Origin of the sequence: Streptococcus sp. SK643, from assembly GCF_000259505.1 — a bacterium.
GTDB lineage: Bacteria > Bacillota > Bacilli > Lactobacillales > Streptococcaceae > Streptococcus.
Window position 1 is genome coordinate 65,986 of record NZ_AJMM01000006.1, and the last position, 14,349, is coordinate 80,334.

Sequence of the window (14,349 nt, forward strand, 5' to 3'; positions counted from 1 at the left end):
TTAAACCCTTGATACTACTGACTTTTTTGGGAAAATGTTACCTTGTTACCTTGTTTTTAACTCTCTATATAGGGAAAAATAGTATTTTTATATATAAGGGCTATGACTTCAAAAGAAGGTAACATGGTAACAAAAGGGTCTAAACCTTTGGGGGAGTAAGGCTGAACTATGTTACCTAGAAGGTAACAAAATCACTAAAGAAGGTAACAAAATGGGGTAGATAGTACCGACCCCCTTGCAATGGTGTAACTACTAGTGACACCCTTAAGAACAGAAAGAGGAAAAACAACATGAAAATTAAACTATTTCATCAGAAATACAAGAAAGCCCTTTAGGATTTGGAAAGCCAGGTTAATGGTTTTATGGCAGGCGTTGAAGTTATTGACGTGAAATATACAGAGGCAACAGTGGGGAATAGTGAGGATATGGATACACTAACCAGTGTGATGGTTCTATACAAATAACAGAACAGGAGAAACAACATGACATTAAAAACATTTTCAGATAAAGCAAAAACATTTACTTTCACTTACGAATTTAAAGACCTAGATACTGCTATGGTAGCAGGTCACGCGCTACTGGGATATATGACTGGGACTTATGAAGTGCCATCTATTTCAATAACTCACAAGGATAAAGGCACGCTTGTAGCTGAGTATGTGGAGGATAGCAAACTAAACAAGACTTTCAAGCGTATTTGTGACAGTTTTAAAGACTACTACAACCAACCAGTGGCCGATGAAGCATTTGAGGAACGTTACAAACGGGAGCGCGTGCTTCAACTCAAAGAGTCAGAGGACTTTGAAAGTTTACTGGAGAAAGTAACAGACTACGAGCTGGAACTATTAGACTATGCTGATCGCTTGCTTTCTAATAAGCCTATCCCTATGGACTCTATGACCGCTTTTGGTACGTTGGAAATGCTGTGCGATGAAAGTATTAGCCTACTCCAAAAGTTGGACGTAGAGGGCGAATATAAAGGCCTTGCTGGTTATACAGAGCATTTGAAGTAGAACACAGGGGAGCAATCCCCTTTTTGTTAACAAGTCAATAGTTTTGGGTTTTTCCATATAGGGGGAAATAATGGAGCGGTTAGCAATAGAAACAATCACTAAATCAATGAAGCTGAGAGGAATAACTAAGGGTATAGCCGAGTTGGACGGTCAATATTTAGAGATTGATTTGGATAGTTTAATGATTGATTTTGGTGGAGAATCATTTGAATTAGACAGAATAGCAGGTACTAAGGGAGGTAATCGATATTTCTTTCTTTGCCCTGATTGTGGTAGACGGTGCAGGTTGCTTTATAAACGGTATTTATATTTTAGTTGCGGTACTTGTCTAGATATCCACAAGAGTACCCTGAACCGCAGTAAAACGGATTGCCAATACTACTGGGAGCTTGCACTAAAAGAAGCCAGAAAGGTAGAACCAGGGTGGAGTCCTAGACGTGGTGGATATATGTTTGATGGTTTCCCTGAAAGACCAAGGTATATGAAACGTGACAGGTATCATAAGCACTATAAGAAGTTTTTGAAGTATATTGAAAAAGGGGATAGATTTTGGCTGAATGGTTTGGGATCCCTGAGATAATTTGTAGTAGTGTGCAATTTACAAAACAAACAAATACTACATATTAGACGGTTTAAATGTTAAAAAAAGCTAGATATATCAAGGATTTAAGTAAGTAGAGCGTTCCAAAAAAAGGGTGCGATAAATGGAGCGCGTGTTTTGATAAAAAATTATTCGTTTAGGAAAAGGAAACAGGAAATACTTAGGTTTTGGTTAGGTAGTGGCAGTAAATATGCCTGACAAATGGCAGGGTTATGTGTGTTGAACTCCGAGCGAACGCCGAGAAAAGTGGATATATCCCCCCTATCATTTATCAAGCAATTAATAGCAATAATAACCCCCCTTAACTCCCTGAGAAATGACAAGCAGATAAGCGAAGTTTTTAGCCCTCTTATTTCGGATTTACTCCTTGCAGAATGACAAGCAGATAAGGACGACAATAAGCCTTCTTAATTGCTTACAAAACGATAGGGAGTTAAGACGAATTTAAAAGCCCCTTATTTTCGTTTTTCTCCTTGTCAAACGGTAAGGAAATAAGACAGGAAATAACATCGCTTATTTTGATTTTGCTCCCTGAAAAACTGTAAGGAGATAAGGAGACTTATTAGCTTCCTTAATTTGGGTTTTCTCCTTACAAAATGATAGGGAAATAAGAACTAAATAACTCCCCTTATTTTCCTACCAAATGACAAGGAGATAAGAGCGGTTTAAAAGTCTGTTATTTTGGATTTGTTGCTTACCAAATGATAAGCAGATAAGCAAAGAAATAACTTGCCTTAATTGCTTGCAGAATGACAAGGAAATAAGAGAGATAAAAACATCCCTTAATTGCTTATCAAACCATAAGGAGATATGGGGGCTATCTCCCTCCCCACGCGCTTCTATGAGCTTCACACCGTCATTGTACATTTTTTCTCACGGGAAAGAATTTGAAGCTAGAGCGAATATAGAGAAATAGCAAAAAAAGCCAAGGCGCTCCGCCTCAGCTATAATCTCAATAATATTATATCATGAAGGAGCGAACTAATGGAGCTGGATAAGTTTAAAACGATGATGAACGTAAGAGAGCGGATGACTTACTTTCTGAGATTCCAGAGGATGGCAGGGAGTGAAAACCAAGTTACAATAGATGAAGAGGCTTGGGAACTTGTCTTACCTGATCAGTGGAATTTGAGCGGTGAGCATGAAAAAGCAATCCGTGAGGGGTTGGAGATATTCGCCCACGACATCAATAAGATAGAGAACAAGCGAGCCAGAAAATACTTTATTATCCATTATTGCTACATGAGAAAGAAAACAGTAAGCGAATGTGTAGAAATGGCAGGTACTAGCTCCACTAGCTACCACAGATACAAACAGATAGCCGTCTTAAACTTTGCGAGAATCCACCAGAACGGAGAGCTAGAAGCATATAAGTAGGCGTTTGTGGTGTTTTGTTGAGAAATGTTGAGATTTAAGTGAGGGGGGAATGACATGATTGAAGATTTTTTGATTGATTTGGAGAATATCCAATTAGAGGATATGGAGATAGATTTAAACATGGATATAGACATAGATTTAAACATAGATTTTGACCTTGATGATTTAGATTTAACCTTACTACAAGAATTAGAATCGTAAATGTTGGAAAATGTAGGCTGAGGCTTCATATTCGCCTCCTATTTTGCTTTGTTTCGTACTGGACAACTAAAACACCATGGATAAACTAGAAGCCCTCAGAAACGAATCAGGGGGCTTTTGTGAGGTCATAATCTTATAAACCACGCGCTTCATGGTATAATATACCTATCAGCAACCAGCAATAAAAAAAGCACGTTTGACCGTGCTAGTTTCTTGCCTGCTGAACTCGTTAAATCTTAGCCCTTTTGTGGGGCTTTTTTGCTCCCCTTTTTGCGTACTTTGGGGGAGTAAGTAGTAAATAGTAATGTTAGTATTTTTTGTTAAAAAGCGCGTGATATAAGGGTCAGGAAGCCCTAAGGAAACCTAAAATAATAATTCTTTTATTATGTAGAAAAATGACTAACATTTGTGTATGTATTTTCTGATTCAAAACCTATATACTGAAAACGAAACTTGTTTGAAAGATGGAAAATATAGTATGGTATATTCTAAAGAAATTGTTAGAGAATGGCTAGATGAAGTGGCAGAGCGGGCTAAGGACCATCCCGAGTGGGTGGATGTTTTTGAGCGTTGCTACACTGACACCTTGGACAATACGGTTGAAATCCTAGAAGATGGTTCAACTTTTGTTTTGACTGGGGATATTCCTGCTATGTGGCTTCGGGATTCGACAGCCCAACTCAGACCCTACCTTCATGTGGCTAAAAGAGATCCTCTCTTGTGCCAGACAATAGTTGGTTTGGTCAAGCGTCAAATGACCTTGGTGCTCAAGGATCCTTATGCTAACTCCTTTAATATTGAGGAAAACTGGAAGGGCCACCACGAAACAGACCATACAGATTTGAATGGTTGGATTTGGGAACGCAAGTACGAGGTGGACTCGCTTTGCTATCCTTTACAGCTGGCTTATCTCCTCTGGAAAGAGACTGGTGAGACTGGTCAGTTTGATGAAACTTTTGTCGCAGCGACTAAGGAAATTCTCCATCTTTGGAGGGTAGAACAAGATCACAACAATTCACCTTATCGTTTTGTTCGAGATACAGATCGTAAGGAAGATACCTTGGTAAATGATGGATTTGGTCCAGATTTTGCAGTGACAGGTATGACTTGGTCAGCCTTTCGCCCAAGTGATGATTGCTGCCAGTATAGCTATTTGATTCCGTCAAATATGTTTGCTGTAGTAGTCTTGGGTTATGTCCAAGAAATTTTTGCTGAACATGACCTAGCTGATAGCGAAAGCATTATTGCAGATGCCAAACGTCTTCAGGCTGAAATCCAAGAAGGAATCGAAAACTATGCCTACACTAGAAATAGCAAGGGCGAAAAGATTTATGCCTTTGAAGTAGACGGTTTGGGAAATGCTAGCATCATGGATGATCCAAACGTACCAAGTCTGCTGGCTGCACCTTATCTGGGTTACTGTTCGGTCGATGATGAAGTTTATCAAGCAACTCGTCGTACCATTCTGAGCCCTGAAAATCCATACTTCTACCAAGGAGAATACGCTAGCGGTCTCGGAAGTTCTCATACCTTCTATCGCTATATCTGGCCTATCGCCCTTTCTATCCAAGGATTGACAACGACAGATAAGGCAGAGAAGAAATTCTTGCTGGATCAGCTGGTTGCTTGTGATGGGGGGACAGGAGTCATGCACGAAAGCTTCCATGTGGATGACCCAACTCTTTATTCTCGTGAATGGTTCTCTTGGGCTAACATGATGTTCTGTGAATTGGTCTTGGATTACTTGGATATCCGCTAATACTCTTCGAAAATCTCTTCAAACCACGTCAGCTTTATCTGCAACCTCAAAGCTGTGCTTTGAGCAACCTGCGGCTAGCTTCCTAGTTTGCTCTCGGATTTTCATTGAGTATAAGGAGCTCGCTTTCGCTCAATTGATTCTTGGAAAGAATCACAAATTTACATTTAAAACGTTAACAATAAAAATTTAAATTTAGAATGAGGTTTTACTTCATGGAAAATGTTGTCGTACATATTATCTCACATAGTCACTGGGATCGTGAGTGGTACTTGCCTTTTGAAAGCCACCGTATGCAGTTGGTGGAATTGTTTGACAATCTCTTTGATCTCTTTGAAAATGACCCTGAGTTCAAGAGCTTCCACTTGGATGGTCAAACTATTGTCCTTGATGACTACTTGGAGATTCGCCCTGAAAATCGCGACAAAGTCCAGCGCTACATCGACGAAGGCAAATTGAAGATTGGTCCCTTTTATATCTTGCAGGATGATTACTTGATTTCAAGTGAAGCCAATGTCCGCAATACCTTGATTGGTCAAGCAGAATGTGCAAAATGGGGCAAATCAACCCAGATTGGTTACTTCCCAGATACCTTTGGGAATATGGGGCAAGCTCCTCAAATTCTTCAAAAATCAGTTATTCACGTGGCAGCCTTTGGGCGTGGGGTGAAACCGATTGGTTTTGATAACCAAGTTCTTGAAGATGGGCAATTTACTTCCCAGTTTTCAGAAATGTACTGGCAAGGTGCGGATGGTAGTCGTGTCCTCGGGATTCTCTTTGCCAACTGGTACAGTAATGGGAATGAAATTCCAGTTGATGGAGATGAGGCTTTGACTTTTTGGAAGCAAAAACTTTCAGATGTGCGTGACTATGCTTCGACCAACCAATGGTTGATGATGAACGGATGCGACCACCAACCTGTACAAAAAAATCTGAGCGAAGCGATTCGTGTGGCAAATGAACTCTTCCCAGATGTAACCTTTGTTCATAGTTCTTTTGATGAATATGTCCAAGCTGTAGAAAGTGCCCTGCCTGAACACTTATCAACGGTTACAGGAGAGTTGACCAGTCAGGAAACAGATGGCTGGTACACACTTGCCAACACTTCTTCATCTCGTATTTATCTCAAACAAGCCTTCCAAGAAAATAGTAACCTCCTAGAGCAAGTGGTTGAACCATTGACAGTTATTACAGGCGGACACAATCATAAGGATCAGTTGACTTATGCTTGGAAAGTTCTCTTGCAAAATGCACCCCATGATAGTATATGTGGCTGTAGTGTGGACGAGGTTCACCGCGAGATGGAAACGCGTTTTGCCAAGGTTAATCAAGTAGGGAACTTTGTTAAGAGCAATCTTCTTAACGAGTGGAAGGGTAAAATCGCTACGGCTAAGGCTCAAAGTGACTATCTCTTTACGGTCATTAACACAGGCTTGCATGATAAGGTTGATACTATCAGCACAGTAATTGATGTGGCGACTTGTGATTTCAAGGAATTGCACCCAACAGAAGGTTACAAGAAGATGGCTGCTCTTACCTTGCCAAGTTACCGTGTGGAGGACTTGGATGGTCGTCCTGTAGAGGCTAAAGTCGAAGACCTTGGGGCTAATTTTGAGTATGATTTACCAAAAGACAAGTTCCGCCAAGCTCGTATTGCTCGTCAAGTGCGCGTGACCATCCCAGTTCACCTAGCGCCACTTTCTTGGACAACCTTCCAATTGCTGGAAGGAGAGCAAGAACACCGCGACGGTATTTACCAAAACGGAGTTATTGATACGCCATTTGTAACGGTGAGTGTGGATGACAACATTACAGTCTATGATAAGACAACTCACGAAGCCTATGAAGATTTTATCCGCTTTGAAGACCGTGGTGACATCGGAAACGAGTATATCTATTTCCAACCAAAAGGAACAGAGCCAATCTATGCAGAGCTTAAGGGCTACGAGGTCTTGGAAAACAAAGCTCGCTATGCTAAGATTTTGCTCAAACATGAATTGACCGTGCCTGTCAGTGCCGATGAAAAACTAGAAGAAGAGCAAAAAGGCATCATCGAGTTTATGAAGCGTGAGGCTGGACGGTCAGAAGAATTGACAAGCATTCCTCTTGAAACTGAGATGACTGTCTTTGTTGACAATCCACAAATTCGTTGCAAGACTCGCTTTACTAACACTGCCAAAGACCACCGTATCCGTCTCTTGGTCAAGACTCATAACACGCGTCCAAACAATGATTCTGAAAGCATCTATGAGGTGGTGACACGACCAAACAAACCAGCAGTTTCATGGGAAAATCCTGAAAATCCTCAACACCAACAAGCCTTTGTCAGTCTGTATGACGATGAAAAAGGGGTGACTGTATCCAACAAGGGATTGAATGAATACGAAATCCTTGGAGACGACACCATTGCAGTGACTATTTTGCGTGCATCAGGTGAGTTGGGTGACTGGGGTTACTTCCCAACACCAGAAGCTCAGTGTTTGCGTGAGTTTGAAGTCGAATTTGCGATTGAATGCCACCAAACCCAAGAACGCTTTTCAGCCTATCGTCGTGCTAAAGCCTTGCAGACACCATTTACTAGCCTTCAGATTGCTAGACAAGAAGGCAGCGTGGCTGCGACTGGTAGCCTCTTGAGCCATTCTGTTCTCAGCATACCGCAAATCTGTCCAACAGCCTTTAAGGTAGCTGAAAATGAAGAAGGCTATGTGCTTCGTTACTACAATATGTGTAGTGAAAATGTACGTGTACCTGAAAGTCAACATCTCTTCCTTGATCTACTTGAACGACCACACCCAGTTCATAGAGGCCTCATTGCACCACAAGAGATTCGTACAGAATTCATCAAAAAAGAAGAAATTTAATTTCAAAAAGTAAACATAAAAAGAAAGGAGGGGCGAAAAGGTAAGAACTAACTGCTGATTCGCCCCTTTTTATGGGAAAAACAATGACCATTGCAACGATTGATATCGGAGGGACTGGGATTAAGTTTGCGAGTCTGACTCCTGATGGGAAAATATTGGATAAGACAGGCATCCCAACTCCAGAAAACTTGGAGTATTTACTAGCTTGGCTAGACCAGCGCTTGTCAGAACAGGATTATAGCGGGATTGCTATGAGCGTTCCAGGTGCAGTCAATCAAGAGACAGGTGTGATTGATGGCTTCAGTGCCGTCCCTTATATACACGGCTTTTCTTGGTATGAGGCGCTTAGCTCTTATCAGCTACCTGTCCATTTAGAAAATGATGCCAACTGCGTTGGACTCAGTGAATTACTAGCTCATCCAGAGCTTGAAAATGCAGCCTGTGTCGTGATTGGAACAGGGATTGGCGGAGCCATGATTATCAATGGTAGACTTCATCGAGGTCGCCACGGTCTGGGTGGAGAATTTGGCTACATGACAACCCTTGCCCCTGCTGAAAAGCTCAACAACTGGTCGCAACTAGCGTCAACTGGGAATATGGTACGCTACGTGATTGAAAAATCTGGTCAGACTGATTGGGACGGTCGCAAGATTTACCAAGAGGCTGCAGCTGGGAATGCTCTTTGCCAAGAAGCCATTGAGCGCATGAACCGTAATCTGGCGCAAGGCTTGCTCAATATCCAGTATCTCATCGATCCAGATGTCATTAGTCTGGGTGGCTCTATCAGTCAAAATCCAGATTTTATCCAAGGTGTAAAAAAGGCTGTCGATGAATTTGTCGATACCTACGAAGAATACACGGTTGCACCCGTTATCCAAGCCTGCACCTATCATGCAGATGCTAATCTCTACGGTGCCCTTGTCAACTGGTTACAGGAGGAAAATCAGTGGTAATATTTACAGGACTTAGTCCCAAACAAACTCAGGCAATCGACTTGCTGACAAAGCATATTTCTTTACCAGATGTGGAAGTGGCTGTCACTCAGTCTGACCAAGCCTCTATCTCAATTACAGGTCAAGGCGGATGCTATAATCTAACTTACTGCAAACCTCACCAACTCTATCGTGCCTTGTCCTTGTTGGCAACAGCTCTAGAAGAAAGTGATAAGGTAGAGATTGAGGAGCAGGCAACTTATGAAGATTTAGCCTATATGGCAGACTGTTCGAGAAATGCGGTGCTAAATGTGGCTTCTGCCAAGCAGATGATTGAGATTTTGGCCCTCATGGGCTACTCAACCTTTGAGCTCTACATGGAAGACACCTATCAGATTGAAGGGCAACCTTATTTTGGCTATTTCCGTGGGGCCTATTCAGCAGAGGAATTGCAGGAAATCGAAGCCTATGCCCAGCAATTTGACATGACCTTTGTGCCTTGCATCCAGACCTTGGCTCACTTGTCAGCTTTCGTCAAATGGGGTGTCAAGGAAGTGCAAGAGCTTCGTGATGTGGAGGATATTCTCCTTATTGGCGAAGAAAAGGTTTATAACCTGATCGATGGGATGTTTGCTACTCTATCTAAACTGAAGACTCGCAAGGTCAATATTGGGATGGATGAAGCCCACTTGGTTGGTTTGGGACGCTACTTGATTCTGAACGGTGTTGTGGATCGTAGTCTCCTCATGTGCCAACACTTGGAGCGCGTGCTGGATATTGCTGACAAGTATGGTTTCCACTGTCAGATGTGGAGTGATATGTTCTTCAAACTCATGTCAGAGGATGGTCAGTATGACCGCGATGTAGAAATTCCAGAGGAAACTCGCGTCTACCTAGACCGTCTTAAAGATCGTGTAACCTTGGTTTACTGGGATTATTATCAGGATAGCGAGGAAAAATACAACCGTAATTTCCGAAATCATCACAAGATTAGCCAGGATCTTGCCTTCGCAGGTGGTGCTTGGAAGTGGATTGGTTTCACACCCAACAACCATTTCAGCCGTCTCATCGCTATTGAGGCCAACAAAGCCTGCCGTGCCAATCAGATTAAAGAAGTTATCGTAACGGGTTGGGGAGACAATGGTGGGGAAACAGCCCAATTCTCTATCCTACCAAGCTTGCAGATCTGGGCAGAACTCAGCTATCGCAATGACCTAGACCGTTTGTCTGCTCACTTCAAGACCAATACAGGTCTTTCGGTTGAAGATTTTATGCAGATTGACCTAGCTAACCTTCTACCAGATCTACCAGGCAATCTTAGTGGCATCAATCCCAATCGCTATGTCTTTTATCAGGATGTTCTTTGTCCAATCCTTGATCAGCACATGACACCTGAACAGGACAAGCCACACTTCGCTCAAGCAGCTGAGACGCTTACTGACATTAAAGAAAAAGCAGGCATCTACGCCTACCTCTTTGAAACTCAGGCCCAGTTGAATTGCATTTTAAGTAGCAAAGTAGATGTGGGACGACGCATTCGTGAGGCTTACCAAGAGGATGATAAAGAAAATCTACAAGAAATCGCAAGACAAGAATTACCAGCACTCAGAAGCCAAATCGAACACTTCCATGCCCTCTTTAGCCACCAATGGCTGAAAGAAAACAAGGTCTTTGGCTTGGATACAGTTGACATCCGTATGGGTGGACTCTTACAACGCATCAAGCGAGCAGAAAGTCGCATTGAAAACTATCTAGCAGGTTCTATCTCTCATATCGAAGAACTAGAAGTAGACCTCCTTCCATTCAATGATTTCTACGGAGATAAGGATTTCACAGCGACAACTGCCAACCAGTGGCATACCATTGCGACAGCTTCAACTATCTATACAACATAAGAAAATGACACTCTGTTCAAGTAGGGTGTTTCTCGTGAAACAACACAATTTCAAAAGTTCTCCACATAAAATAATTTGTGGAGTTTTTTCTATAATTAGTAGGTTAAACAAAGTTTTAAATAGGAGTATACTGTTAATGTAATCGTTATCAAAACTCTAAAAAGAAATTTTTAGATGGATATCAAAATAAAAAGGGAGGAAATTATGAATAAGTTCTCAAAAACCTTGAGAGATAACTGGATCTTTCTCTTAATGGTTTTTCCAGGAGCACTCTGGTTGATTCTATTCTTTTACATCCCAGTATTTGGGAATGTGGTTGCCTTTAAAGACTATCACATGACCAGTAATGGATTCATCGATAGTATCATGAATAGTAAATGGGTTGGACTAGATAATTTTAGATTTTTATTTAGTTCAAAAGATGCCTTTATCATTACTCGAAATACTGTTCTTTACAATCTTGGCTTCATCTTTGTGGGATTGATTGTATCTGTAGGGATTGCCATCATCCTCAGTGAGTTACGCTCCAAGAGAATGGTTAAGATTTTCCAAACGTCTATGTTGTTCCCTTACTTCTTATCATGGGTTATCATCAGTTTCTTTACAGATGCCTTCCTAAACATTGATAAAGGGGTTTTCAACCATTTCCTAGAATCTATCGGTCTGAAGGAAATCAACTTTTATGCTGACTTGGGAATATGGCCATATCTTCTACTTTTCCTAGGTATTTGGAAAGGTTTCGGATATAGCAGTGTCATGTACTATGCGACGATTATGGGAATTGATCCAACTTACTATGAAGCAGCAACAGTGGACGGAGCCAGCAAATGGCAACGGATTCGCAATGTAACCATTCCTCAGTTGGCGCCACTCGTAACTGTATTGACCATCCTTGCAGTAGGAAATATCTTCCGCGCTGACTTCGGTCTTTTCTACCAAATTCCCCACAATGCTGGTCAGCTTTATAACGTAACCAACGTCTTGGACGTATATGTTTATAACGGTTTGACTCAGACAGCGGATATCGGGATGGCTTCAGCGGCAGGTCTCTACCAATCAGTTGTTGGCTTGATTCTGGTTATCCTATCAAACTTACTTGCAAGACGAGTTGATCCAAACTCAGCTTTGTTCTAGAAAGGAGGAGAATATGGCAGAAAAGAAAATTAAAAAAGAAAAAATTGATAATGTCGGCATTCACTCCTTCAGTAAGAAAGCGGATATCTTCTTTAGCACCATTTCTGGTTTGATTGCCCTCTCTTGTATTTTGCCTTTCATATTTGTCATTGTTATTTCTGTGACAGATGAAAAAAGTATCCTCCAAAATGGATATAGTTTCTTCCCATCTCAATTTGGATTAGACGGTTTTGAGTTCTTGGCACAGTTTAAGGATAAAATCCTACAAGCCCTCTTCATCTCAGTCTTTGTAACAGTGGTGGGGACTATCACAAACGTTTTTATCACAACAACCTATGCCTACGCCATTTCACGGACAACCTTTAAGTATCGCAGATTCTTTACGATTTTCGCCCTTCTTAGTATGTTGTTCAACGCTGGTTTGGTACCAGGTTATATCGTGGTAACTCGTTTACTTCAACTTGGTGATACAGTTTGGGCCTTGATTGTTCCAATGCTTCTCTCACCATTTAACATTATCTTGATGCGTTCCTTCTTCAAGAAGACCATTCCAGAAGCCATTCTCGAATCCGCTCGTATCGATGGTGCCAGTGAAGCCCGGATTTTCTTCCAAATCTGTTTGCCATTGTCACTACCAGGTATTGCGACAATCACACTTTTAACAGCACTTGGTTTCTGGAACGACTGGTTCAACGCCCTTCTTTACATCAAGAGTGACAACTTGTATCCATTGCAGTATTTACTCATGCAAATCCAACAAAATATGGACTACATTGCAAAAGCAGTCGGACTATCTGGTCAACTGGGAGTTGCTCTTCCAAAAGAAACAGGTCGTATGGCCATGGTTGTAGTTGCAACCCTTCCAATTGCAATCTTGTATCCATTCTTCCAACGCTACTTTGTAAAAGGTTTGACTATCGGTGGTGTGAAAGAATAATTCGTGTTGAGAAATAACCCTTTCTCATTTCCAAACTTCTGCTTAATTGAAGTTTGAAAGTATTACATTGTTTATAAGTTTAAAAATAAAAAAGGAGTTTTTGTCATGAAAAACTGGAAAAAATATGCTTTTGCATCTGCTAGTGTAGTCGCTTTGGCTGCTGGTCTTGCTGCTTGTGGAAATCTTTCAGGTAACAATAAGAAAGCTGCTGATTCAGCTTCAGGTGATAAACCTGTTATCAAGATGTATCAAATCGGTGACAAACCAGACAACTTGGATGAATTGCTAACAAACGCAAACAAAATCATCGAAGAAAAAGTTGGTGCAAAATTGGAGATCAAATACCTTGGATGGGGTGACTACGGCAAGAAAATGTCAGTTATTACATCATCTGGTGAAAACTATGATATCGCCTTTGCAGATAATTACGTTGTAAATGCACAAAAAGGTGCTTACGCTGACTTGACAGAATTGTACAAGAAAGAAGGAGCAGATCTATACAAAGCACTTGATCCAGCTTATATCAAAGGGAATACTGTAAATGGTAAAATTTACGCAGTTCCAGTTGCAGCAAATGTGGCATCATCACAAAACTTTGCCTTCAACGGTACACTTCTTGCCAAATATGGTATTGATATTTCAGGGGTGACTTCATACGAAACACTTGAACCAGTCTTGAAACAAATCAAAGAAAAAGCTCCAGATGTAGTGCCATTTGCGGTTACTAAGAACTTTATCCCATCTGATAACTTCGACTACCCAGTAGCAAATGGTCTTCCATTCGTTATCGACCTTGAAGGTGATACTACCAAAGTTGTAAACCGTTATGAAGTACCTCGTTTCAAAGAACACTTGAAGACTCTTCATAAATTCTATGAAGCTGGTTACATTCCAAAAGACGTAGCAACAAGCGATACTTCATTTGACCTCCAACAAGATACTTGGTTCGTTCGTGAAGAAACAGTAGGACCAGCTGACTACGGTAACAGCTTACTTTCACGTGTTGCTAATAAAGATATCCAAATCAAACCAATCACTAACTTCATCAAGAAAAACCAAACAACTTCAGTTGCCAACTTTGTAATCTCAAACAACTCTAAGAACAAAGAAAAATCAATGGAAGTGTTGAACCTCTTGAACACTAACCCAGAACTCTTGAACGGTCTTGTTTACGGTCCAGAAGGAAAGAACTGGGAAAAAATTGAAGGTAAAGAAAACCGTGTTCGTGTCCTTGATGGATACAAAGGAAACACTCACATGGGTGGATGGAACACTGGTAACAACTGGATTCTTTATATCAACGAAAACGTTACAGACCAACAAATTGAAGATTCTAAGAAACAATTGGCAGAAGCTAAAGAGTCTCCAGCACTTGGATTCATCTTTAACACTGACAGTGTGAAATCTGAAATCTCTGCAATCTCTAACACAATGCAACAATTTGATACAGCTATCAACACTGGTACTGTAGACCCAGATAAAGCTATTCCAGAATTGATGGAAAAATTGAAATCTGAAGGTGCTTACGAAAAAGTATTAAACGAAATGCAAAAACAATACGATGAATTCTTGAAAAATAAAAAATCATAAGATAAATTGATTTCATGTATTCGATCCTAAAAATTGTAGTCACTGTTTTCCT

Annotated in this window: 12 protein-coding genes; all 12 read left to right on the top strand. The window is 41.0% G+C overall.

Annotation, left to right across the window (positions count from 1 at the left end):
- Positions 1-338: 338 nt before the first annotated feature.
- The 12 genes from HMPREF1117_RS12095 (at position 339) to HMPREF1117_RS03570 (ending at position 14,297) form a co-directional block, all read left to right on the top strand.
- Entirely contained in the window at positions 339-464 is a 126-nt protein-coding gene (locus HMPREF1117_RS12095) for a hypothetical protein (protein WP_007556406.1), read from the top strand.
- A gap of 18 nt (positions 465-482) precedes the next feature.
- Positions 483-1,013, top strand: a complete 531-nt coding sequence (locus HMPREF1117_RS03525; protein WP_000173122.1) for a hypothetical protein — start codon at positions 483-485, stop codon at positions 1,011-1,013.
- 70 nt (positions 1,014-1,083) lie between these two features.
- Positions 1,084-1,593, top strand: coding sequence for a hypothetical protein (locus HMPREF1117_RS0101930; protein ID WP_000440226.1), 510 nt, complete (start codon positions 1,084-1,086; stop codon positions 1,591-1,593).
- A 1,005-nt stretch (positions 1,594-2,598) separates the two neighbouring features.
- The gene (locus tag HMPREF1117_RS03530; protein WP_000417882.1) at positions 2,599-2,991 is read left to right on the top strand and encodes a hypothetical protein; all 393 of its coding nucleotides are present in this window, start codon (positions 2,599-2,601) and stop codon (positions 2,989-2,991) included.
- A 54-nt stretch (positions 2,992-3,045) separates the two neighbouring features.
- On the top strand, positions 3,046-3,192 hold the full coding sequence (locus HMPREF1117_RS11870) for a hypothetical protein (protein ID WP_000568698.1): 147 nt from the start codon (positions 3,046-3,048) through the stop codon (positions 3,190-3,192).
- Positions 3,193-3,670: 478 nt separating this feature from the next.
- Positions 3,671-4,951, top strand: a complete 1,281-nt coding sequence (locus HMPREF1117_RS03535) for a glycoside hydrolase family 125 protein (RefSeq protein ID WP_000263071.1) — start codon at positions 3,671-3,673, stop codon at positions 4,949-4,951.
- Between the two features lie 212 nt (positions 4,952-5,163).
- The gene (locus HMPREF1117_RS03545; RefSeq protein WP_000432736.1) at positions 5,164-7,809 is read left to right on the top strand and encodes an alpha-mannosidase; all 2,646 of its coding nucleotides are present in this window, start codon (positions 5,164-5,166) and stop codon (positions 7,807-7,809) included.
- Positions 7,810-7,892: 83 nt separating this feature from the next.
- Positions 7,893-8,762, top strand: coding sequence for an ROK family protein (locus tag HMPREF1117_RS03550; protein WP_007556372.1), 870 nt, complete (start codon positions 7,893-7,895; stop codon positions 8,760-8,762).
- Entirely contained in the window at positions 8,756-10,636 is a 1,881-nt protein-coding gene (locus HMPREF1117_RS03555) for a beta-N-acetylhexosaminidase (RefSeq protein ID WP_000234382.1), read from the top strand. Before HMPREF1117_RS03550 ends, HMPREF1117_RS03555 begins: the two co-directional genes overlap by 7 nt.
- 204 nt (positions 10,637-10,840) lie before the next feature.
- Positions 10,841-11,770, top strand: coding sequence for an ABC transporter permease (locus tag HMPREF1117_RS03560; RefSeq protein ID WP_001032148.1), 930 nt, complete (start codon positions 10,841-10,843; stop codon positions 11,768-11,770).
- Positions 11,771-11,783: 13 nt separating this feature from the next.
- Positions 11,784-12,707, top strand: a complete 924-nt coding sequence (locus HMPREF1117_RS03565; protein WP_000818349.1) for a carbohydrate ABC transporter permease — start codon at positions 11,784-11,786, stop codon at positions 12,705-12,707.
- A gap of 105 nt (positions 12,708-12,812) precedes the next feature.
- On the top strand, positions 12,813-14,297 hold the full coding sequence (locus HMPREF1117_RS03570; protein ID WP_000800387.1) for an ABC transporter substrate-binding protein: 1,485 nt from the start codon (positions 12,813-12,815) through the stop codon (positions 14,295-14,297).
- Positions 14,298-14,349: the final 52 nt, after the last annotated feature.